This is a genomic window from Stenotrophomonas sp. PvP093, from assembly GCF_017876915.1.
GTDB classification, from domain to species: Bacteria; Pseudomonadota; Gammaproteobacteria; order Xanthomonadales; family Xanthomonadaceae; genus Stenotrophomonas; species Stenotrophomonas muris.
Window position 1 is genome coordinate 4,188,114 of the sequence record NZ_JAGIOX010000004.1, and the last position, 21,545, is coordinate 4,209,658.

The following is a 21,545-nucleotide window of genomic DNA, read 5'->3' on the forward strand; positions in this document are numbered from 1 at the left end:
CCGCGCTCGGCTCTACGCGAACATGCAGCCGGGCATTGGCCCGGCTCTACACAAGGAATTCCCATGCGTACCGCTGCCCTGCTGCTTCCCCTTGCCCTGGCCGCCAGCTTCACCAGTGCGCCGCTGCTGGCCGCACCGGCCACCACGGCGCCGGCGGCGGCGACGAAATCCCAGCTGCACCTGCAGACCTTCCATCCCGGCCCGCAGGCAATGTTCTCGGTGTCCTCGGTGCTGATCGAAGGCCGCCACGACGCGATCCTGGTCAATGCGCAGTTTGGTGCCAGCGATGCGCGCAAGCTGGTCGAGCTGATCCGCGCCAGCGGCAAGCAGCTGACAACGATCTACATCAGCCACGGTGATCCGGACTACTACTTCGGCCTGGCTACCCTGCAGGACGCGTTCCCGCAGGCGCGCATCGTCGCCACCGCGCAGACCGTCGCCCATATCCAGCAGACCCAGGCCGGCAAGCTGGCCTACTGGGGACCGAAGATGGGTGCCGACGTGCCCGCGCGCATCGTGCTGCCGCAGGTGCTGGATGGCGATGCACTGCAGCTGGAAGGCCAGCGCCTGCCGCTGATCGGCCTGGATGGCCCGACCCCGGACCGCACGGTGCTGTGGGTGCCGTCGCTGCGCGCGATCGTCGGTGGCATTCCGGTGGTAGCCGGCGAGCACGTGTGGATGGCCGACACGCAGACGCCTAAGTCGCACACCGACTGGCTGCAGACCCTGCAGCGGTTGCAGGCACTGAAGCCGAAGGTGGTGGTGCCGGGGCATTACGCGCCGGGTGCCGCACTGGATGCCAGTGCGCTGCGCTTCACTGCGGACTACATCCGCGCGTTCGATGTCGAGACGGCAAAGGCCAAGGACAGTGCGGCGCTGGTGAAAGCAATGCAGTCGCGCTACCCGAAGCTGGACGGCGTGGCATCGCTGGAGCTGAGTGCGAAGGTGGCCAAGGGCGAGATGCAGTGGCCTTAAGGTAAAGGGTTGTTTTGCAGGGCTGCGCCCTGCACCTGCTCAATGCAACGGCAACAGCTGGATATCTGTGGGTTGGCGGGGTGGGTCCGATGGCAGGGGACGCCGTGAACCCGTCCATGGGGGCTTGGTCGCGGCATCCATGCCGCTCACGCCCCCGCAACCGGACCCACCTCGCCTTCGACAGATCTCGGCAATCTGCTGGGGTCGGATCCCGTTGCTGCGCAACGGGCTCTGACCCCACTGTTTGATGATTAGGGAGGGTCTGAACAACGCACTCTGACACTTGGATTTCAGCGTCAGAGCGCCGGACCAGCGTCGATTTGATCAATTTCCCGCCCTTTCAGGCGGTTTCTGGCGGGTTTTCCCGCCTTACAGGCGCACCACCCCCATCGCCGGCAACAGGCGCCGGCGCGCCATCCACAGGTTCGACAGCGCGAACAGCGTCAGCACCTGCGCCGCGTTCTTCGCCAGGCCGCGGTAGCGCACCTTCGTGTAGCCGAACTGGCGCTTGATCACCCGGAACGGATGCTCGACCTTCGCGCGCAGGCTCGCCTTGTACCGCTCCCAGCGCTCGGTGTAACGCCGCTCGCGCGGGTTCTTCATCGCCCGCAACTTCGACGGCTTCTCCGCGATCAGGAAGCCGGCCTCCACATCCTTCAACTCTTCACGCTTGTCGGCACCGGTATAGCCGCTGTCGCCACAGATCGTGTCTTCCCGGCCGTGCAGCAGCCTGTGTACCCGGGTCACGTCGGCCACGTTCGCCGCCGTGCACTCGACGTGGTGCACCAGGCCGGATTCATCATCGACGCCGATGTGCGCCTTCATGCCGAAGTGCCACTGGTTGCCCTTCTTCGTCTGGCACATTTCCGGATCGCGCTTGCCTTCGGCGTTCTTCGTCGAGCTCGGCGCGGCGATGATCGTCGCGTCCACGATCGTGCCCGCGTGCAGGCTCAGGCCCTTGCGCGCCAGATGCGCATTCACCCGCTCGAAGATCCGCCCGGCCAGGCCGTGGGTTTCCAGCAACCGGCGGAAGTGGAGGATCGTGGTCTCGTCGGGAATCGCGTCCACGCCGCCCAACCGCGCGAACCGGCGCATCACCGGCGTGTCGTACAAGGCCTCTTCCATCGCCGGGTCGCTGAGCGCGTACCACTGCTGCAGGAAATGGATGCGCAGCATCGTCGCCAGCGGGTACGGCTGGCGGCCGGGACGGCCCAGCTTCGGGTAGTGCGGCTCGATCAGCGCCAGCAGCGCCTGCCACGGCACCACCTGCTCCATCTCGGCCAGGAAGATCTCCCGCCGCGTGCGCTTGCGCTGGCCCAGGGTCTCGGCATCACCGAACGTCAGCTGCATCGATCGTCACCCCAATCTGGTGCGCTATTGTCGCCTGCAGCAGCGGAGTTGTTCAGACCTTCCTTAGGTATCTGTGGAATTGATCATGTCGTGCTCGAACAATTCCCCCTGCACCATGGCCTCCTTTTCGCGGAACCCACCCAGCCCGACGCCGACCAGCCGATAGCGCGTCTCCGCCGGCAGGTCGACGCGGGCGCGCAGGGCCAGTGCGATGTCGCGCAGTTCTTCCATCGATTCCGGCGGGCGCTCCGGGGTGAAACTGCGGGTGAGGATGCGGAACTGCGCGGTCTTCAGCTTCAGCACCACGGTGTGGCCGACGCGTTCGGTCTTGCGCGTGGCATTCCAGGTCTTCTCCGCCAGCTGCACGATCGCCTCGCCCAGGTCTTCCAGCAACAGGTCCTCGGCAAAGGTGTCCTCCGAGGAGATCGACTGCACCTGCTGGTCCGGTTCCACCGGCCGCTCGTCGATGCCGCGTGCACGGTTGTACAGGCTGCGGCCGAAACTGCCGAACGCCTCTTCCAGGTCGACCAGGGACCACTGCCGCAGGTCGCCGCAGGTGACGATGCCACGCGCGGCAAGTTTGCCTTCCATCACCTTGCCGACGCCTGGCACCCGGTTCACCGGCAGCGGCAGCAGGAAGGCGTCCACCCGCTGCGGTGGAATCACGAACTGGCCATCGGGCTTGCGCCAGTCCGAAGCGATCTTGGCCAGGAACTTGTTCGGCGCGATCCCGGCTGAAGCGGTCAGGTTCGTCTCCTCGCGGATCTGCGCACGGATGGTGCGGGCGATGTCGGTGGCCAGTTCGATGCCGCTCTTCGGCTCGGTCACGTCCAGGTAGGCCTCGTCCAGCGACAACGGCTCGACCAGGTCGGTGTGGCGCAGGAAGATCTCGCGTACCTGGCGTGACACCGCCTTGTAACGTGCAAAGTCCGGCGGCACGAAGATCGCGTCCGGACACAGGCGTTCGGCGCGCAGCGCCGGCATCGCCGAACGCACGCCGAACACGCGTGCCTCGTAGGACGCCGCACACACCACCGAGCGCGCGCCGCGCCATGCCACAACCACCGGCTTGCCGCGCAGTGACGGATCGTCGCGCTGCTCCACCGACGCGTAGAACGCGTCCATGTCGACGTGGATGATCTTGCGCAGTCGGGTCATGTCAGGCGGAAAGGGCGGGGGCGTGCCGAACGGGCCACACGCCGAAGTATGGTCGTTGCACATCAACAGGATGCGCGTATTCCATTGAAAACACTACGGTTGCGTACGGTTGAAATGTTTGATCGGCGCAGTTTCCACGGGCATCCTCGAACGCTTGTTTCCCTGTTTCCCCGCTTCCAGGATTGTGCTTCATGACCCGTCTCCACGCGTTCAACCGCGAACAGCTGCTGGCCAGCGCACGCGGTGAACTGTTCGGCACCGCCGCCGGCCGTTTGCCCAACGATCCGATGCTGATGTTCGACCGCATCACCGACATCCACGAGGACGGCGGACCGCACGGCAAGGGCATGGTACGCGCCGAGCTGGATATCCGCCCGGACCTGTGGTTCTTCGGCTGCCACTTCATCGGCGACCCGGTGATGCCCGGCTGCCTGGGCCTGGACGCCATGTGGCAGCTGACCGGCTTCTTCCTGACCTGGCTGGGTGCCCCCGGCAAGGGCCGCGCACTCGGCTGCGGCGAGGTGAAGTTCACCGGCCAGGTACTGCCGGACGCCAAGCTCGTGCGCTACGAGATCGACATCAGCCGTGTCATCAACCGCAAGCTGGTGATGGCCCAGTCGGACGCCCGCATGTACGTGGATGACCGCGAAATCTACAGCGCGCGCGACCTGCGCGTCGGCCTGTTCACTGAAACCGGGAGCTTCTGATGCGTCGCGTCGTCATCACCGGCATGGGCATCACGTCCTGCCTCGGCAATGATCTGGATACCGTTTCGGCCGCGCTGCGCGAAGGGCGCTCGGGCATCACCGCCTTGGCCGACCATGCCGAAGCGGGCCTGCGCAGCCAGGTCGGCGGTCGCGTCGACCTCGATCTGGAGGCGCTGATCGACCGCAAGCAGAAGCGCTTCATGAGCGACGCGGCGGCCTTCGCTTACCTGTCCATGCGCGATGCCATCGCCGATGCCGGGCTCAGCCCCGAGCAGGTCAGCAACCTGCGCACCGGCCTGATCGCCGGTTCCGGCGGCGGCTCCAGCGAATGGCAGATCGGCGCGGTCGACCTGCTGCGCGAACGTGGCGTGCGCAAGGTCGGCCCGTACATGGTGCCGCGCACGATGTGCTCGACGGTCTCGGCCTGCCTGGCCACGGCCTACCAGATCAAGGGCGTCAGCTACTCGCTGTCGGCCGCCTGCGCGACCTCGGCGCACTGCATCGGGGCTGCCGCGGACATGATCCGCCACGGTGCGCAGGACATCATGTTCGCCGGTGGCGGTGAAGACCTGCACTGGTCGATGAGCGTGATGTTCGATGCGATGGGCGCGCTGTCGACCAGCTTCAACGAGACCCCGGCCAGCGCCTCGCGTCCGTACGACAAGGACCGCGACGGCTTCGTCATCGCCGGTGGCGGCGGCATGCTGGTGCTGGAGGACTACGACCACGCCGTTGCGCGTGGCGCGTATATCCATGCCGAGCTGATCGGCTACGGCGTGACCTCCGATGGCGCCGACATGGTCGCGCCGTCCGGCGAGGGCGCGGTGCGCTGCATGAAGATGGCACTGCAGGGCGTCGATCGCCCGCTGGACTACCTCAACACCCACGGCACCTCGACCCCGCTGGGCGATGTCACCGAGCTCAACGCGATCCGTGAAGTGTTCGGCGATGCGGTACCACCGCTGTCCTCGACCAAGGCGCTGTCCGGCCATTCGCTGGGCGCGGCCAGCGTGCACGAGGCGATCTACTGCCTGCTGATGATGCGCGATGGCTTCGTCGCCGGTTCGGCCAACATCGGCGAGCTGGACCCGAAGGTGGAGAGCTTCCCGATCCTGCGCGAGAGCCGCGAGCAGAAGCTGGACACGGTGATGTCCAACAGCTTCGGCTTCGGTGGCACCAACGCTGCGCTGGTGTTCGGGCGGGTGTGATTGAACAGGTGTGCCGACCAACGGTCGGCACCCACCAGAAGATGTGGAGCCGAGCCCATGCCCGGCTCAGTGCCAACCAAGGTCGGCACCCACCGCTACTTCGGCAGCAGCGGCAGCAGCAGGGCGTGCGCGTCCACCAGCGAGCCGACGATGCGGTGGCCCAGTGCGCGCAGCTCTTCATCCGGATGCACCAGGTCCGGCACCTGGATCACGGTCATGCCGGCGGCCAGTGCGGCCCGCGTGCCGGCCGGTGAATCTTCCAGCGCCAGGCAACGTTCGGGCGCCTGGCCCAGCCGCTGCGCGGCCAGCAGGTAGATATCCGGCGCCGGCTTCGGCCGCGCCACATCACCACTGGTGATCACGGCATCGAAGTACGGCAGCAGGCCTGCGGCCGCCAACTTGCGGTTGGCGCGCGGCTGCCGCGTGGTGGTCGCCACCGCACGCGGTACCGCGTGCGCCTTCAGCAGCTCCAGAAGCTCCAGGATGCCCGGCCGCAGCGGCAGCCCGGTCTGCGTGCGTGCTTCGTACAGCTCATGGCAACGTGCCGCCACCGCGTCGATCACGCTGTCCTCGATGCCCTGCGCGCGCAGCAGCGCATGCGTATCGTGGTCGCCGAGGCCGACCATGCGCAGGAACACCGCTTCCTCCAGGCCCAGCCCGAATTCGTCGGCGGCCTCGCTCCAGCAGGCCAGCGAGACCCGCTCGCTGTCGATCATCAGGCCGTCCATGTCGAAGATGACGGCGTCGGGCAGGAACGGCAGCGCAGCGAAGGGGGTCATGGAGCGAACAACGTATCCAGGTCGGTGGAAGTGAGCTGCCGCCATTGCCCTTCGTCCAGCCCCTGCAGGTCCAGCCCGCCGACGCGGCTGCGGTGCAGGGCCTGCACGTGGTTGCCGGTGGCGGCGAACATGCGGCGTACCTGATGGTAGCGGCCTTCATGCAGCACCAGGCGTGCGCGACGCGCCTCCAGCACTTCGAGTTCAGCCGGCAGCAGGGGCGTCTTCTCGGACTCCAGCATCAGCGTGCCGCTGGCGAACAACGCCACTTCGTCGCCGCGCAGGTCCTCGCTCAACTCGACTTCGTAGACCTTCGGCAGCTTCGACTTCGGCGAGATGATCCGGTGCAGCAGGCCGCCATCGTCGGTCAGCAGCAGCAGGCCACTGGTCTCGCGGTCGAGGCGGCCCACCGTGGACAGCACCGGATCACGGTCGCGGAAGCGCGGCGGCAGCAGGTCGTAGATCAGGCGGCCGGTGTCCTTGGTCGAACAGGTGTAGCCGGCGGGCTTGTGCAGCGCGATCGACAGCCCCACCGGCGGGTCCAGCGGCTCGCCATCGACGCGGATCGCCTCGTGCGGCACCTGGTCATCGGCGTACAGCACCTCACCGTCGGCGTCGGTGACGCGGCCTTCGCGGAACATCCACTGCACCTGCTTGCGGCTGCCATAGCCCAGGTTGGCGATGAGCTTGACCAGCTTCACTTGCCCTTCCCCTTCACTGCTTCAACCAGCTTGAATCCGTCGCGCTCGGCGACCACGCGCACCGCACCGAAGCTGTCGTTGAGGGTGTGCTCGTACGGCAGATGGCGGTTGGCCACCACGTACAGGCGCCCGCCCGGGCGCAGCGCCTGCGCGGCCATGGCGATGAAGCGCTGGCCGATGTCCGGGCGGTCGGCACGCGACGGCGTGTGGAACGGCGGGTTGCTGATGATGACGTCGTAGCCCGGCTCGATGCCGGCGGTGACGTCGCGCCACAGGAAGCGCAGCGGCAGCGCGCGCGGCGGCGGCGCCAGGTTCAGTTCGGCCAGGGCCAGCGCACGCTGCTCGGCCTCGTACAGGTCCAGCGCGGTGATCTTCGGGCAGCGTTCCAGCAGCTCGCGCGAGAGATAGCCGTAGCCGGCGCCAAGGTCGGCGGCGCGGCCGGCCAGGTCGGCCGGCAGGTGCTCGGCCAGCAGCGCCGATGCCGGATCGATGCGGTCCCAGGCGAACACGCCCGGGCGGCTGAGGAAGCGTCCGCCCATGATCGGGCGCACCGCATCCAGCGCCGACCAGCGCTTGGCCAGGTCGGCGTCGTGCTGGCCCTGCAGCGGGGCGGTCCAGTACACGCGGCAGTGGTTCTTGGTCAGGCAGCCGCCGAGACCGGCCAGCTGCTTGAGGTCGCCTTCACCGGAGCGCGCGCCTTCGTTGTTGGACTGGCAGGCGACGATACGGCCGCCCTCGGCGACCAGCGCCAGCGCGCGGGCGAACAGCGCACGGGCTTCTTCACGCTGGCGCGGCGGCAGCACCAGCACCAGCGGGTAACGGCCCTTGCCGGCCACATCGTCCAGCTGGCCGCTGACGGTCCAGCCGGCGGCCTGCTGCAGCGGCTGCGCGAACGGGGCAAAGCTCTGTTCGCAGTGCAGCTCGCGGTTGCCGCCCGCTTCGCGCAGCGGCCAGCCATCGCGGGCACGCAGGAAAGCCACCGGGCCCTCCGGCCAGCGCAGGGCGCCTTGGGAGAACGGCAGGAGCAGGGTCTGCAGGGGGGCGTCGTCGCTGGAGGCCATCGGCGCGGGTACTTCAAGCGTGAGGGCTGTCCATTGTACCGGCTTGGCCGGGCCGGCCCCGGCAGGCCGCTTTGCGAAACCCGAACGGGGCCTTGATCTGCCAGAAACATTGAAACGTTCAGGGTAGAGGCTCCCCCGGAAACCCAGGAGAACCTGCATGCGAGCCTTGTTCGTCGGTGGCGTCGTCGACAACAGTGAAATGGACCTGGAAGGCAGCCATCCGCCCGTGCACTACCCCGAGGACACCGGCGGCGGGCACTCGCGCTACCGGCTGCACCAGGTCGGCCATGGCGCCGATGGCAGCGTGGCCTATGCGGTGTATGGCGCACCGGACCTGGCCGATGACGAGGTGGCGAGGGTTGCAGAGGAGCGGGCGTACGCACGCCGATTCGAGGCGACGCCGACCCTGTTCGAGCATTGACACACCGGTAGCGCCCGAGCCCACGCTCGGGCGACGGCGCAGCCGAGCGTGGGCTCGGCTCTACATCCGATCAAGGCGCCTTGGGTGGCAGGCGGTTGATGCTGGCAATCTCGTCCAGCCAAACATGGTGCTGCTGCACCGGCGTGTCGTAGTCATCCAGGCGCAGCTGGCCGTTGCTGCCTTCATCACCAGCGACGTTGCGGTACTGCTGCACGGTTGGCCTCACCGCCACCGTGCCGAGCAGGCGGCGGCCATCGTGCAGAATCAGTTCCACCTGCGTTTCGCCTTCCAGCTGCGGCAGCAGGGCTTCCAGGCGCGCGATCTGCGCCGGATCGGTATGGATACGGGGAGCTATGCGGGACATCGGCGACCTCCTGCATGCAGGGTCGCCGATCGGCCGTGAATGCTCAGTGCAGCGCGCTGTCGGCGCGGGGTACCTGCACCTTGCGTACCGCAGCCACCAGCTGCGCCACCGAGTACGGCTTGGCCACGTGTTCCTGGAAACCCGACGCCAGCGCACGGCGGCGGTCATCGGCACGCGCCAGCGCGGTGACGGCGACCGCGGGCAGGGTCGTGGCATCCACGCCCATGTCCTCGCGCAGCGTGCGCACCAGGCCATAACCATCCATGCCCGGCATGCCGATGTCGGTCAGCATCACGTGGTACTGCAGATGGCCGGTGTCGGCCAGCAACGCCAGCGCCTCACCGGCCGAACTGGCCGCCGACACGCTTGCGCCCTGCTCTTCCAGCATGCGCCGCAGGTACTCCAGCACTTCCGGCTGGTCTTCCACCGCCAGCACGTGCATGCCGCGCAGCGGATACGGCTCGACGATCACCGGTTCCAGGATCGGCCCGCTGATCACTTCGCGCAGCGGGCGCCGCTCGGCATCGGGAAGGTGCTGCGGCAGGCGCACGGTGAACGTAGCGCCATGGCCGTGCCCCTCGCTGGCCGCGGCGACCGTGCCGCCATGCAGTTCGACCAGCTGCTGCACGATCGCCAGGCCCAGTCCCAGTCCACCATGGCGTCGGGTGGTGGTGCCATCGGCCTGGCGGAAGCGGCTGAACAGGTGATTGAGGAATTCGGGTGCGATGCCATCACCGGTGTCGCGCACGGTGATCTCCCAGTGGTTGCCGTCGGCCCGCAGCTGCAGGTCGATGCGGCCTTCAGCCGGGGTGAACTTGATCGCGTTCGAGAGCAGGTTCCAGAACACCTGCTGCAGGCGCGTGGCATCGCCCAGCACCAGGCTCGGCTGTTCGGGCAGCTGCAGGTGCACGTCCAGTGCCTTGCCTTCGGCCACCAGTTCCTGCGCGCCGATGGCCTCGCCCAGCACCGTGCGCAGGTCCAGCACTTCCACCTCCAGCTGCACCTTGCCCAGCAGCATGCTGCTGAGGTCCAGCATGTCCGAGATCAGCCGCTTCTGCGCACCGGCGCTGTTGGCGATCACGTTCAGGCCCTTGTACAGAGGACTGGTGTTGTCCACGCGCTGCAGCAGCAGCTCACTCCAGCCGAGGATGGTGGTCAGCGGCGTACGCAGTTCATGCGACAGCGTGGCCAGGAACTCGTCCTTCAGCCGCGCCATGTTCTCCGCAGCGCTGCGCGCGGCACGCTCGGACTGCAGCAGTTCCTCGCGGGCCAGTTCGATCTCGCGGCGTTCGGTCACGTCCGGGCTGCTGCCGGCCAGGCCGATGAAGCGGCCCATCCGCGAGAAACGCGGGCGTGCGTTCATCTCCAGCCAACGCCACTGGCCATCGGCGCGCCGCGCACGCACCAGCGCGTGCATCGAACGCTGCGCCTTCAGCGCTTCCTGCAGTTCGTATTCGAATACCGACGCATCGTCCGGATGCACCAGGCCGCGCCAGACATCTTCCGGCACACGCGTCTCGTCGCCACCGAAGAACTCGCTGAAGGCGCTGTTGACGAAACGGGCATGGCCGCGCTCATCGAGCACCCACACCGGCATCGGCAGGCCGTCGGCCAGTGCGCTGAAGCGCGCTTCGCTCTCGCCCAGCTCCACTTCCATCTGCTTGCGTGCAGTGATGTCGAAGAACAGGATGCCGACCTTGTCCTCGCCTGGCCGGCCCACGCGCACCGCGTCGACCGCGAACGAACGACCCAGCGCACGCGCTTCCATCTCGAACTGGGCGGGACGGCCGCTGCGTGCGACCTCGCCGTAGATGCGGAACCAGTCCTGCTCATGGTTGGGTTCCAGCTCGGTCATGCGCTGTCCACGCGCATCCTTCAGCCCGGTGTGGCGCTCGAAGGCATCGTTGACCTCGAGGAAACGATAGTCGACCGCACGATCGCCCTCGAACAGCACCTGGATCACGCAGAAACCAGCGTTGATGCGCTCAAGCACGCCATGATGCAGGTCGGGTTCGGGCGCCTGCACCATCATCGGTGGGCGCTCCACGAGGGGCGGCAGTGTGGACAAGGGCGTCTGGACGGGCCGGATTGGAAGCACAGCATCTTCCAAAGCGCGTATTCACAGCGTCAAGCGCCGTCAGTCATGGTTGACGACGATGAATTGGCGGCAACCGCTCTTGTCGGTGTCGCAATCGGCCGTTGCGGTGGCTGGAAAGCGGGATCACACTCGATCTATAAATCGCATCGTCCCCGTCGATGGGACGCAGGAGACCGTCATGAACCGCTCGTTGGCCACTGCCCTGCTGCTGGCAGGCGCCCTCATGGCGGGCAGCGCGAACGCCGCGCCGCGCGCCGTCACCGATCCGGATGCGCCCCGCGCGCTGCAGGCCAATGGCCCGGTCAGCGTGAAGTGGGACGATCCAGCCGGATTCACCGAAATCCGCCAGAGCACCAACCGCTTCGAGGCCGAACGCGGCAACTGGGTGCAGCAGCTGGCCAGCTACGTGCAGACCACGGCGGCCAAACCGCTGCAGCCCGGGCAGACCCTGGACGTGACCCTGGTCGACATCAAGCGCGCCGGCGACTACGAGCCCTGGCACGGCCCGCGCGGCAGCGACATCCGGATCATGCGGGACATCTATCCGCCGCGGATCACCCTGCAGTACACGCTGAAGGACGCCAGTGGTCGCATCGTCGATGAGGGCGAAGCCAAGCTCAGCGACACCGGCTACCTGCACAACCTGGGGCTGAAGAGCGACAGCGATCCGCTGCGCTACGAGAAGCGCCTGATCGACGACTGGGTGAAGCGCGAGCTGAGCACGCGGGCTACTGCTGCACGATGATTCCGGGCAGCTCTACCTGCCGGCAGGTGTCGACCTTGGTCGACACGCATTGCACGGTGCCGACCAAGGTCGGCTGCTACCAGAGCCGAGCGCGGGCTCGGCTCTACACGTAGACTTTCGCCACGCGCTTGACCGCGCACGGCAGCTGGTAGGCACTCACGCCGCAGCGTGGCGCCAGTTCCGACAGCGTCGGCGCAGAACCCCACAGTTCCACCACACTGCCGATGCCGGCCTGCGCATGCGCGGTCAGGTCCACCGTCAGCATGTCCATCGACACGCGCCCGATCAGTACGCCGGGCTGGCCATCGATCAGTACCGGCGTGCCGTTGGGGGCGAACTGCGGATAACCGTCGGCATAGCCAAGCGCGACCACGCCCACGCGGGTGCGCGCCTTGGCCACGAAGCGTGCGCCATAGCCCACCGGCTCACCGGCCTCGATCCAGCGCTCGGCAATCACCTTCGACTGCATCGTCATCACCGGGCGCAGGCGCTCGGTCAGCGCGGTGTTGTCCGGCAGCGGATTGGCGCCGTACAGCATCAGGCCCGGGCGCACCCAGTCGCTGCGTACATCCGGCCAGCCCAGCAGTGCCGGCGAATTGCACACGCTGGTCTCGCCGTCCAGGCCGTCGATGGCGCGCGCGAAGGTCGCCGCCTGTTCATGGGTGCGTTCGCTGTCCAGCTCGTCGGCACGCGCCAGGTGGGTCATCAGCACGATGCGCTCGACCTGCGGCAGCGCCGACAGGCGTGCATGCGCGGCGCGGAAGCTGTCCACGTCCAGGCCGAGGCGATGCATGCCGCTGTCCAGCTTCAGCCACACGGTCAGCGGGCGCGGGCTGTCGAATGCGACCAGCGCTTCCAGCTGCCACGGCGAGCCCACCGCGAACCAGAAATCGTGCTCGGCCACCAGCGCCATGTCACTGGGTTCGAAGATGCCTTCCAGCAGCAGGATCGGCGCACGGATCCCGGCCTGGCGCAGTTCCAGCGCCTCTTCGATGGTGGCCACGCCGAAACCATCAGCCTCGCCTTCCAGCGCCTGTGCACAGCGCACCGCGCCATGGCCATAGGCATCGGCCTTGATGATCGCCAGGGCCTTGCCACCGCCCAGTTCACGGGCAAGCCGGTAATTGCTGCGCAGGGCGCCCAGATCGATCAGCGCGCGGGCAGGACGCATGTGCGGTTCTCATGTTGCGGGGCGTGACCGTACTGGCCGTAGCGGAAAATATCCAGGCCTTCGGTGCTGATCTGCGGCTGGCGCGCGCTCATCAGGTCGGCCAGGTAACGGCCCGAGCCGCAGGCCATGGTCCAGCCCAGGGTGCCGTGGCCGGTGTTGAGGTACAGGTTGCGGAACGGCGTGGCGCCGATCACCGGCGTGCCGTCCGGCGTGGCCGGGCGCAGGCCTGTCCAGAACTGTGCGCGCGACAGGTCGCCGCCCTTCGGGTAGAGGTCGCTGACCACCAGCTCCAGGGTCTCGCGACGACGCTGCGACAGCGACAGGTCGAAACCGGCCACTTCGGCCATGCCACCGACGCGGATGCGGTCGTCGAAGCGGGTGACCGCCACCTTGTAGCTCTCGTCGAGGATGGTCGAGGTCGGCGCCATCGCCGGGTCGGTGATCGGCAGGGTCAGCGAATAGCCCTTCAGCGGGTACACCGGCAGGCGCATGCCCAGCGGTGCGACCAGCGCCGGCGAATAGCTGCCGAGCGCGACCACGAAGCGGTCGGCGGTTTCCCGCTTGCCGTCGATGCGCACGCCGGTGATGCGGTCGCCCTCGAACTCCAGGCCGGTGATGTCCTGGTCGAAGCGGAACTCGACGCCGGCGTCCACGCACATCTGCGCCAGGCGCCGGGTGAACAGCTGGCAGTCGCCGGTCTGGTCACGCGGCAGGCGCAGCGCGCCGACCAGGCCGTCGACATGGGCCAGGGCCGGTTCGGCCTGGATGATGCCGGCGCGGTCCAGCACCTCGTACGGCACGCCGTACTGGGCCAGGATCTCGATGTCCTGCGCGGAGGCATCCAGCTGCTGCTGGGTGCGGAACAGCTGCGTGGTGCCCAGGTCGCGGCCTTCGAACTCGATGCCGATCTGCGCGCGCAGCTCGTTCAGGCAGTCGCGGCTGTACTCGGACATGCGCACCATGCGCGCCTTGTTGATCGCGTAGCGCTCGTGGGTGCAGTTGCGCAGCATCTGCCACAGCCAGCGGTACTGGGCCAGGTCCATGCCCGGCTTGATCGCCAGCGGCGCATGCTTCTCGAACAGCCAGCCGATGGCCTTCTTCGGCACGCCCGGGGCGGCCCACGGCGAGGTGTAGCCGAACGACAGCTGGCCGGCATTGGCGAAGCTGGTCTCCAGCGCCGGGCCGGGTTGGCGGTCGATGACCGTGACTTCAAACCCGGCCTGTCGCAGGTACCAGGCACTGGTGGTGCCGATCACGCCGCTGCCGAGAACTAGGACTCGCATGGGACTTCTCCAACCCGATCATTCCCTGCACTGGAGCGTGCCGGGACCATAATTGGGGAAGTATAGACAGCCAATCCCAGTTGATTTGCCTGATTTGAAATCAACCGGCAGGATGTTCTCCTGCAATTCATTCCCCAAGGTTGACGGCCATGGCCACCCGTACCCGCGAACTGGACAAGATCGACCGCAAGATCCTGCGCATCCTGCAGGCGGAGGGCCGTATTTCCTTCACCGAACTGGGTGAGCGGGTCGGCCTGTCGACCACCCCGTGCACCGAGCGCGTGCGCCGGCTCGAGCGCGAAGCGGTGATCACCGGCTACCACGCCCACCTGGACCCGGCGGCGGTGAAGGCCAGCCTGCTGGTGTTCGTGGAGATCAGCCTGGCCTACAAGTCCGGTGACATCTTCGAAGAGTTCCGGCGCGCCGCCCTGAAGCTGCCCAATGTGCTCGAGTGCCATCTGGTGTCGGGCGACTTCGATTACCTGCTGAAGGCGCGGATCAGTGAGATGGCCTCCTACCGCAAGCTGCTCGGCAGCACCTTGCTGACACTGCCGCATGTGCGTGAATCCAAAAGCTACATCGTGATGGAAGAAGTGAAGGAAACGCTGAGCCTGCCGATTCCGGATTGAGGCGGTCGCAGGTTGGGGTCAGAGCCCGCGTTGCGGGATCCGGCCCCGGTCGGGGTCAGGCAAGGGGTCAGATCCCGCGCAGCGGGCTCTGACCCCGGTCATGTCGACAGTCAGCGCTGCTGCGGATGCTTCTGCGAGCGCTGTTCCTGCTGCTTGCCACCCTTGTGCGGCTGCTGCGGTTCCATCTGTTGTTGCTGCTGTTGCTGCGGGTTGCGGCCCTGCGGTTCCTTGCCGGGATGACGGTTCTGCTGGTTTTTCATGATCGCGATCCAGTGGACAAAGGACATGCGGCGGCGGAATGCCGGCGCAGGGCCACGGTGGTCCCGGCACGGTTAATCGCAGGCGAAAAAGCAGTGATCGGCAGGATGTTGTTTTCGTGCGTTCAGGCCGTGCAGTGTGTGGAAGCTGCCACCCTTGCCTGGCATCCGAGGTCAGCGCTTGATCTGCTGCCCATCGCCGGCCGGCACGCTGTCGTAATAGCGGCCGGTACGCGAATCGAACACCCGGTTCGGGCCAGCCGGGCGCACGCCAGGCACGATGCGGCCATTGCGGTCATAGACCTTGTCGGCCGGCCTCGGCGCCGGGGTGGGCGCAATCCGGGCAGGACCCGTGGACCTGATCGGCTGCGCCGGCTGCGGCGACGGCAGCACCTGCGGCTGCGGGCGTGCGGCCTGCGGCGGCGGTACCACCGGCGCCGGAGCCACGGTGGTCGCGCTGCGGGTGACCGTCGGGTCGGCAGCAGGCACCTGGGCCAGCGCCAACGTGGGCAACAGGGCCATCAGCAGCGGGGGAAGGGTCGGTTTCATGGCACGCTCCGGCGTGGATCGCATTTACCTTGCGCCTGCACCTGTGTGCCGCCCATGAACGGCCGTCACACTTGCAAGCGCGCGCCGGCACCCCCACGTTTTCCGGCATCCCCCAGGCCATCGATCCCACGGAGAGCCGGCATGACTGCCTTCGACCTGACGCCCCCCACTGCCACCCAGACCGAGGCGCTGATCGCCGGCCTCAGCAGCGAAGAGCGCCGCGTGCTGCTGCAGCACGGTACCGAAGCGCCGTTCTGCGGCGTGTTCCTGGACAACAAGCGCGAGGGCGTCTACTGCTGCCGGCTGTGCGCGCTGCCGCTGTTCCGCTCCAGCACCAAGTTCGATTCCGGCACCGGCTGGCCCAGCTTCTTCGCCCCGTTCGACCCGGCGCACGTGCGCGAGATCCGCGATACCAGCCATGGCATGGTGCGCACCGAGATCACCTGCGCGCGCTGCGGCAGCCACCTCGGCCACGTGTTCCCGGATGGTCCGCCGCCCACCTACGAGCGCCACTGCCTGAACTCCGTCTCACTTTCGTTCACCGGCAATGGCGAGCCCTGGCCCGACCCGTTGCAGCGTGGCGGCGCGGAAAGCGGTGTGGCGGGCTGAAACACCCCGCCGACCGATTTCACAGAATTCCCTCTTCAGAAAACCGGGTGACGGGCCGACAAGGAGATATCCCCTCTCCTTGCGTCGCCCCATGCTCATCATCGTTGGATTCCTGGTCGTCATCATCAGCGTGATCGGGGGCTACCTCGGTGCCCACGGCCGCCTGGGTGCCCTCTGGCAGCCCTACGAACTGGTCATCATCGGCGGTGCCGCACTGGGCGCGTTCCTGGTCGGCACCCCGGCCAAGACGGTCAAGCAGACCCTGCAGGCCATGGTCGGCGTGTTCAAGGGCCCGCGCTACAAGCAGCAGGACTACATCGATGTCCTCAGCCTGCTCTATGAACTGCTCAACAAGGCCCGCCGCGAAGGCTTCATGGCCCTGGAAGACCATGTCGAGCGGCCGGCCGAGAGCGCCCTGTTCGCCAACTACCCCAAGGTGCAGGCCGACCACCACCTGATCGACTTCATCACCGACTGCCTGCGCCTGATGATCGGCAGCAACATCGAGCCGCACGAGCTGGAGCCGCTGCTGGAGCTGGAACTGGAAAAGCACCACGCCGAGGCCATGGCGCCGTCGCAGGTGCTGACCAAGGTCGCCGACGGACTGCCCGGTTTCGGCATCGTCGCGGCGGTGCTCGGCATCGTCATCACCATGGGCTCGATCGGCGGTGACATCGTCGAGGTCGGTGGCCACGTGGCCGGCGCGCTGGTCGGTACCTTCCTCGGCATCCTGCTGGGCTACGGCTTCGTCGGCCCGATGGCGGCAGCAATGGAGGCACGCGCCGAGCAGGACAGCCGCATCTACGAATCGGTCAAGACCGCCCTGCTGGCCTGCCTGCGCGGCTACAACCCGAAGATCGCGCTGGAATTCGCCCGCAAGACGCTGCCGTCGAACGTGCGCCCGGCCTTCTCCGATTTCGAGCAGCACCTGAAGACGGTCAAGTAAACCATGGCCGAGACCAAGCCCACTGTCATCGTCCGCCGGGTCAAGAAGGCCGGCCACGCCGCCCATCATGGCGGTTCGTGGAAGGTGGCCTATGCTGACTTCGTGACCGCGATGATGGCGTTCTTCCTGGTGCTGTGGCTGATGGCCACCACCAACAAGAACGACCGTGCGGCCATTTCCGAGTACTTCCGCAACCCCAGCCCGCTGAGCGGACAGAACGCCACGCCGGCGCCCGGCATGGCCGGCCCGGGCGGCGCCAGCACCTCGATGATCAAGCTGGGTGGTGCCACCGACATCTCGCGCGGCAGCAGCAACGATCCCTTCCAGAACCAGAAGGAAGCGGTGCCGCAGCCGGTGGACCAGCAGCAGCGCGACAAGCAGCAGCTGGAAGCGTTGATGAAGGAACTGCAGGAAGCGATCAGCAGGAGCCAGGCACTGGAGCCGTTCAAGGACCAGCTGCTGCTGGACCTGACCCCGGAAGGCCTGCGCATCCAGATCGTGGACAAGCAGAACCGGCCGATGTTCGACCTCGGCAGCGCTACGCTGAAGCCGTATACGCAGCAGATCCTGCACGAGCTGGCCAACTACCTGAACCACGTGCCGAACCGGATCAGCCTGACCGGCCACACCGACATCACCGCCTATTCGGCCGCGCACGGCTACGGCAACTGGGAGCTGAGCGCCGATCGTGCCAACGCCGCACGGCGTGCGCTGGTGGACGGTGGCCTGGAGGACAGCAAGATCACCCGCGTGGTCGGCCTGTCTTCGTCGGTGCTGTTCGACAAGGCCGACCCGCAGAACCCGATCAACCGCCGCATCAGCATCGTGGTGATGACCCAGGCCGCCGAAGCGGCCGCCCTGGCCGGTGCCGGCCCGCAGGTGGGACTGTCGGCGCCGACCGCCGACCCGGACGTGCAGGCCGCGCAAGGTGAGGCCGCGCCCGTGGCACGTTGAACCGGGGTCAGATCCCTTTCCCATGGAAAGGGATCTGACCCCGCCTGCGTGCGGCCGGTACAATGGCGGTCTTTCCGTTTCCAGGTGACCCCACTCCATGTCCCAGAACTCCAAGGCCAAGCGCGACAAGCGCAAGAAGCAGCAGGCCAAGCGCCCGTTCCTCCGCCTGAATGCCCAGCAGCAGGTGCAGAACCATGCCGTGCTGACCAACGAAGACGGCCAGGTGGTAGCGGCCATCGGCCTGCAGGGCCGTGAGTGGCTGCTGGCCATCGGCGGCCAGACCATGGGCAACGCCGAAAACCCGGTGCCGATGCTGGCCATGCTCAAGCACCTGGCCAACGTGCAGGAGAAGGAAGGCCGCAAGGTCAACCTGGAGTACTCCGAACTGCTGCAGAAGCTGCTGGACACCCTGGCTACCGAATCCGAGCAGACCGCTGACGAATACCTGGACAAGCTGGTTGCCGAATTCGAAGGCGTCGACGCCGCTGAGGGCGAAGAAGGCGAAGAAGGCGAAGAAGGCGAAGAAGGCGAAGCCGTCGAAGGCGACGCGGCCGAAGAAGCCGCTGCCGAGGCCGCCCCGGCCGCTGACAGCGACAGCAAGCCGCAGGCCTGAACCGGCCGCGGCGGTGACGGTCTACGTCGATGACGCGGTGCATCCCTGGCGCGGACAGCGCTGGGCGCACCTGATGGCCGACACCCTAGCCGAGCTGCACGCGATGGCGGCGCAGCTCGGCATTCCCCCGCGGGCCTTCCAGAACAAGGCCAGCGGTGCTCACTACGACGTCACTGCCGAGCTGCGCGCACAGGCAATAGCGCTCGGTGCGCGGGCGATTTCCCGGCACACCGACCGTGACCTGGTCAAAGCGGTGATTGCCAACGCCAGGGCGCAGTACCGGCCGTAGGCCGCGCCCAGCAGACCGTCCCCGCCGGGTCGTGCCCGGCGGATCGGCCCATCGCTCAGAACGGGTCGCTGCCCAGCCGGATTTCCACGTTCAGCAGCGAGCACAGCGCCAGCATCGCGTCGTCGTCGCGGGTCAGCGCCATCACGCCGGTGAAGCCGTCGCTGCCGGCATCCACGCTCCACAGCGTGTAGTTGTGCTCGCGCAGGCGGTCGAAGGCGGTGGACATCAGCTGCACGCCGTCCAGGCCCTCGGCGAAGTCCTCGTCGTCCAGGTCGCCGCCCCAGTCCAGCTGCAGGTTGAAGCGCGCCGACAGCTCGTTCACCGCCGACTGCAGCGATTCCAGGTCATCGCGCTCCACATCGAAACCGGACTGCCAGGCGATGGCGGTGAACAGCGCCGGCAGCCAGTCGCTGTCCGCTTCCAGCGGCTGCCCGTCCTCGGCCAGGTGTTCGCGCCAGCGGTTGAACTGCTGCAGGGCCAGTTCCTCGTCGCCCGGGTTGATCAGCACCAGCAGGTTCCAGACCCGTGCCTCGAAGCCATCTTCGTCGAAGTCGTGGATGTCTTCCTCGAAGTCGAAATAGTCGCTGTTGTCGGGCATGGCGGAACGTCCTCTGGGGCAGGCCCGCATTCTACGGTTTATCCTGTGCCGCTGAAGCCGGCCTTGGTGGCCGTCACTGTGAATGAAGCGATGAGCGATACCCCTCCCGACCACCTGGCGATCAACCCGGCCAGCCCCTTCCATGATGCGCAGGCGCTGGAGCGCGGCGTTGGCGTGCGTTTCAACGACGTCGAGCGCGACAACGTCGAGGAATACTCGGTCAGCGAAGGCTGGATCCGCGTGCAGGCCGGCAAGGCCCGCGACCGCCGCGGCAACCCGATGACCATCAAGGTCAAGGGCAAGGTCGAGGTGTATTTCCTGGACCAGAAGCCGGAATAACCCGCTGTTCCGACCTGGGGTCAGGTCCCTTTCCTGCGGAAAGGGACCTGACCCCGCTCGACGGCGCACGACCGCCGCGTCATTCGCGCTTGCGCGATTCCAGCAGGTCCAGGTTGCGGATCAGGCGCCGCGAGATCTCATCGGAGATCACCCCGCGCCGGGTCAACCGGAACAGTTCCTCGCGCTCGGCATTCAGGCCCGCGCTGCGCAGCTGGCGGTAACCCAGCTCCATGCGCCGCACCTTCTCCGGGTCCACGTCGGGGCCGTCGTTGTCTTTCTCCAGGTGCCGCTGGTACAGCAGGCTCACCCGCGAGGCAGCATCGTTGTACAGCTGCACGTTCTCGGTGTTCTGGTTCATCACCAGCTGCTGGCGCATGCGTTCGACCCCGGCCAGCGCGGCCTTGGAGGACAGCTTGCGTGCCAGGTCCTCTTCCTTGCGCTCGCCCGAATCGGCTGGCAGCTGCAGGCCCTTCAGCAGCTGCGGCAGCGCCACGCTGGCGCCGATCAGCGAGAACAGGATCACCGCCGCGGCCAGGAAGATCACCAGGTCGCGCGCCGGGAACGCACTGCCATCGGGCAGGAACAGCGGCAGGGTCAACACACCGGCCAGGGTGATCGCGCCGCGCACACCAGCCACCGAGGTCGCCACCACGATGCGCCAGTTCGGCGCCTCGCCCCGCTCCAGGCCACGGCGGCGCGCGCGCAGCAGGTTCCAGCGCAGCGACAGCCATACCCACAGCAGGCGCAGCAGGATCAGCGCCAGGTTGATCACCACCACGTATACCAGCAGCCACCATGCACTCTGGTGGCCGGACTCGTTCATGGTGGTGGTGGCGCGCTCGACGATGCCCGGCAGCTGCTCGCCCAGCAACACGAACATGATGCCGTTGAAGCTGAACTGCAGCATGTTCCAGACGCCCGCGCGCTGCACGCGCATGCTGCCGGACACACGGCCGGTCAGCTCGACGTAGCTCATCGCGATACCGGCGGCGACCGCAGCGAGGATGCCCGAGGCATGGATTTCTTCGGCGAGCAGGTAGGCCGCGAACGGAATCAGCAGGTTGACCAGCATCGCCGCACCCGGCTCTTCGCCGAAGCGGCGCCACAACCAGCGCTGGAAGGTGGACACGCCGAGGGTGACCGCCACGCCCACGGCAAGGCCGGCCACCGCCACCCACAGGAAGGTCAGCGAGGCCGTGGCCAGCGAGAAGGAGCCGGTCATCACCGCGGCCACCGCGAAACGGAAGCAGACCAGGCCGGACGCATCGTTGAGCAGCGACTCGCCTTCCAGGATGTGCATCAGGCGCTTCGGGATCGGTGCCTTGGAGGCGATCGCCCCGACCGCCACCGGGTCGGTCGGCGAGACGATGGCCGCCAGCGCGAAGCACACTGCCAGCGGCATCACCGGAATCATCCAGTGGATCAGCAGGCCGGCGCCGATCACAGTGAACACCACCAGGCCGAACGCCAGTTCGAGGATCGCGCCCTTGTCGCGGAACAGGCCCTGCTTGGGAATGCGCCAGCCATCCAGGAACAGCAGCGGCGGCAGGAACAGCAGGAAGAACACTTCCGGCTCCAGCGCATGGCCGCGGTTGAACACGCCGGCGATCACCGCGCCCAGGCCGATCTGCACCAGCGGCAACGGCAGCGAGAACGGGAGGACGCGAACCAGGTAGCCGCTGGCGACAACGGCCACCAGCATCGCCAGGACGACTTCAATGGTATGCATGCTTCTTCCAGGAAG

General features: G+C 67.2%; 25 protein-coding genes. 12 read left to right on the plus strand and 13 right to left on the minus strand.

The window, feature by feature from the left end; all coding sequences use genetic code 11:
* Positions 1-63: 63 nt before the first annotated feature.
* A complete protein-coding gene (locus J3A72_RS22160) occupies positions 64-975 on the plus strand; it encodes an MBL fold metallo-hydrolase (RefSeq protein ID WP_075076145.1) in 912 nt (303 codons plus the stop codon).
* 369 nt (positions 976-1,344) lie between these two features.
* Here J3A72_RS22160 and J3A72_RS22165 read toward each other — a convergent pair whose 3' ends face one another.
* Both J3A72_RS22165 and dinB read right to left on the minus strand, forming a co-directional pair.
* Entirely contained in the window at positions 1,345-2,325 is a 981-nt protein-coding gene (locus tag J3A72_RS22165) for an IS5 family transposase (protein WP_075076136.1), read from the minus strand.
* Between the two features lie 63 nt (positions 2,326-2,388).
* Complete coding sequence (gene dinB / locus J3A72_RS22170) at positions 2,389-3,483, minus strand: DNA polymerase IV (RefSeq protein ID WP_075076146.1); 1,095 nt, start codon at positions 3,481-3,483, stop codon at positions 2,389-2,391.
* Between the two features lie 191 nt (positions 3,484-3,674).
* On the opposite strand from dinB, the gene fabA reads away from it, so the two are divergent.
* Positions 3,675-4,190, plus strand: coding sequence for a 3-hydroxyacyl-[acyl-carrier-protein] dehydratase FabA (fabA, locus tag J3A72_RS22175; protein WP_014035851.1), 516 nt, complete (start codon positions 3,675-3,677; stop codon positions 4,188-4,190).
* Positions 4,190-5,398, plus strand: a complete 1,209-nt coding sequence (gene fabB / locus J3A72_RS22180) for a beta-ketoacyl-ACP synthase I (protein WP_075076147.1) — start codon at positions 4,190-4,192, stop codon at positions 5,396-5,398. The genes fabA and fabB overlap by 1 nt, the downstream gene beginning before the upstream one ends.
* A gap of 95 nt (positions 5,399-5,493) precedes the next feature.
* Here the strand turns inward: fabB and J3A72_RS22185 are convergent, their stop codons facing one another.
* Genes J3A72_RS22185 through J3A72_RS22195 form a run of 3 tightly spaced genes read right to left on the minus strand, consistent with a single transcriptional unit; the run spans position 5,494 to position 7,936 of the window.
* Complete coding sequence (locus tag J3A72_RS22185; protein WP_014645810.1) at positions 5,494-6,177, minus strand: HAD family phosphatase; 684 nt, start codon at positions 6,175-6,177, stop codon at positions 5,494-5,496.
* Positions 6,174-6,875, minus strand: a complete 702-nt coding sequence (locus J3A72_RS22190; RefSeq protein WP_014645809.1) for a pseudouridine synthase — start codon at positions 6,873-6,875, stop codon at positions 6,174-6,176. The genes J3A72_RS22185 and J3A72_RS22190 overlap by 4 nt, the downstream gene beginning before the upstream one ends.
* Positions 6,872-7,936 (minus strand): class I SAM-dependent methyltransferase, encoded by a 1,065-nt coding sequence (locus J3A72_RS22195; RefSeq protein ID WP_075076148.1) that lies wholly within the window; start codon positions 7,934-7,936, stop codon positions 6,872-6,874. Before J3A72_RS22195 ends, J3A72_RS22190 begins: the two co-directional genes overlap by 4 nt.
* Positions 7,937-8,093: 157 nt before the next feature.
* On the opposite strand from J3A72_RS22195, the gene J3A72_RS22200 reads away from it, so the two are divergent.
* A complete protein-coding gene (locus J3A72_RS22200; protein ID WP_005407925.1) occupies positions 8,094-8,357 on the plus strand; it encodes a hypothetical protein in 264 nt (87 codons plus the stop codon).
* A gap of 70 nt (positions 8,358-8,427) precedes the next feature.
* Here J3A72_RS22200 and J3A72_RS22205 read toward each other — a convergent pair whose 3' ends face one another.
* Both J3A72_RS22205 and J3A72_RS22210 read right to left on the minus strand, forming a co-directional pair.
* Positions 8,428-8,721 (minus strand): DUF3247 family protein, encoded by a 294-nt coding sequence (locus tag J3A72_RS22205; RefSeq protein WP_032959238.1) that lies wholly within the window; start codon positions 8,719-8,721, stop codon positions 8,428-8,430.
* A 43-nt stretch (positions 8,722-8,764) separates the two neighbouring features.
* Positions 8,765-10,753 (minus strand): ATP-binding protein, encoded by a 1,989-nt coding sequence (locus J3A72_RS22210; RefSeq protein ID WP_014645806.1) that lies wholly within the window; start codon positions 10,751-10,753, stop codon positions 8,765-8,767.
* A gap of 244 nt (positions 10,754-10,997) precedes the next feature.
* Here J3A72_RS22210 and J3A72_RS22215 point away from each other — a divergent pair, with 244 nt between their 5' ends.
* The gene (locus tag J3A72_RS22215) at positions 10,998-11,564 is read left to right on the plus strand and encodes a DUF3016 domain-containing protein (protein WP_014645805.1); all 567 of its coding nucleotides are present in this window, start codon (positions 10,998-11,000) and stop codon (positions 11,562-11,564) included.
* 103 nt (positions 11,565-11,667) lie between these two features.
* On the opposite strand, the gene alr is transcribed toward J3A72_RS22215, so the two are convergent.
* Together alr and J3A72_RS22225 are read right to left on the minus strand one after the other, a co-directional pair.
* On the minus strand, positions 11,668-12,735 hold the full coding sequence (alr, locus tag J3A72_RS22220) for an alanine racemase (RefSeq protein ID WP_014645804.1): 1,068 nt from the start codon (positions 12,733-12,735) through the stop codon (positions 11,668-11,670).
* On the minus strand, positions 12,714-14,018 hold the full coding sequence (locus J3A72_RS22225) for a D-amino acid dehydrogenase (protein WP_032959242.1): 1,305 nt from the start codon (positions 14,016-14,018) through the stop codon (positions 12,714-12,716). The genes alr and J3A72_RS22225 overlap by 22 nt, the downstream gene beginning before the upstream one ends.
* A 149-nt stretch (positions 14,019-14,167) precedes the next feature.
* Between J3A72_RS22225 and J3A72_RS22230 the strand changes: the two genes are divergently transcribed.
* Entirely contained in the window at positions 14,168-14,647 is a 480-nt protein-coding gene (locus tag J3A72_RS22230) for an Lrp/AsnC ligand binding domain-containing protein (protein ID WP_004140558.1), read from the plus strand.
* Between the two features lie 110 nt (positions 14,648-14,757).
* On the opposite strand, the gene J3A72_RS22235 is transcribed toward J3A72_RS22230, so the two are convergent.
* Positions 14,758-14,934: a hypothetical protein gene (locus tag J3A72_RS22235; protein WP_049441350.1), complete on the minus strand. Its 177-nt coding sequence runs from the start codon at positions 14,932-14,934 to the stop codon at positions 14,758-14,760.
* A 144-nt stretch (positions 14,935-15,078) separates the two neighbouring features.
* Positions 15,079-15,453, minus strand: coding sequence for a classical arabinogalactan protein 4 (locus J3A72_RS22240; RefSeq protein WP_075076149.1), 375 nt, complete (start codon positions 15,451-15,453; stop codon positions 15,079-15,081).
* Between the two features lie 141 nt (positions 15,454-15,594).
* On the opposite strand from J3A72_RS22240, the gene msrB reads away from it, so the two are divergent.
* From msrB to J3A72_RS22265, 5 genes are all read left to right on the plus strand, one after another.
* Complete coding sequence (msrB, locus tag J3A72_RS22245; RefSeq protein WP_005415117.1) at positions 15,595-16,062, plus strand: peptide-methionine (R)-S-oxide reductase MsrB; 468 nt, start codon at positions 15,595-15,597, stop codon at positions 16,060-16,062.
* Between the two features lie 91 nt (positions 16,063-16,153).
* Positions 16,154-17,008, plus strand: coding sequence for a flagellar motor stator protein MotA (motA, locus tag J3A72_RS22250; RefSeq protein ID WP_014645799.1), 855 nt, complete (start codon positions 16,154-16,156; stop codon positions 17,006-17,008).
* Positions 17,009-17,011: 3 nt separating this feature from the next.
* Positions 17,012-17,962 (plus strand): flagellar motor protein MotB, encoded by a 951-nt coding sequence (gene motB / locus J3A72_RS22255; protein WP_075076150.1) that lies wholly within the window; start codon positions 17,012-17,014, stop codon positions 17,960-17,962.
* A gap of 97 nt (positions 17,963-18,059) precedes the next feature.
* Complete coding sequence (locus J3A72_RS22260) at positions 18,060-18,575, plus strand: hypothetical protein (RefSeq protein WP_075076151.1); 516 nt, start codon at positions 18,060-18,062, stop codon at positions 18,573-18,575.
* Positions 18,576-18,588: 13 nt separating this feature from the next.
* A complete protein-coding gene (locus tag J3A72_RS22265; protein ID WP_032959248.1) occupies positions 18,589-18,864 on the plus strand; it encodes a DUF4031 domain-containing protein in 276 nt (91 codons plus the stop codon).
* A 55-nt stretch (positions 18,865-18,919) separates the two neighbouring features.
* Here J3A72_RS22265 and J3A72_RS22270 read toward each other — a convergent pair whose 3' ends face one another.
* On the minus strand, positions 18,920-19,462 hold the full coding sequence (locus J3A72_RS22270; RefSeq protein WP_014645796.1) for a hypothetical protein: 543 nt from the start codon (positions 19,460-19,462) through the stop codon (positions 18,920-18,922).
* A gap of 90 nt (positions 19,463-19,552) precedes the next feature.
* Here J3A72_RS22270 and J3A72_RS22275 point away from each other — a divergent pair, with 90 nt between their 5' ends.
* Positions 19,553-19,801 (plus strand): DUF3297 family protein, encoded by a 249-nt coding sequence (locus J3A72_RS22275; RefSeq protein ID WP_005415112.1) that lies wholly within the window; start codon positions 19,553-19,555, stop codon positions 19,799-19,801.
* A gap of 79 nt (positions 19,802-19,880) precedes the next feature.
* On the opposite strand, the gene J3A72_RS22280 is transcribed toward J3A72_RS22275, so the two are convergent.
* The gene (locus tag J3A72_RS22280; RefSeq protein WP_014645794.1) at positions 19,881-21,530 is read right to left on the minus strand and encodes a Na+/H+ antiporter; all 1,650 of its coding nucleotides are present in this window, start codon (positions 21,528-21,530) and stop codon (positions 19,881-19,883) included.
* Positions 21,531-21,545 lie beyond the last annotated feature (15 nt).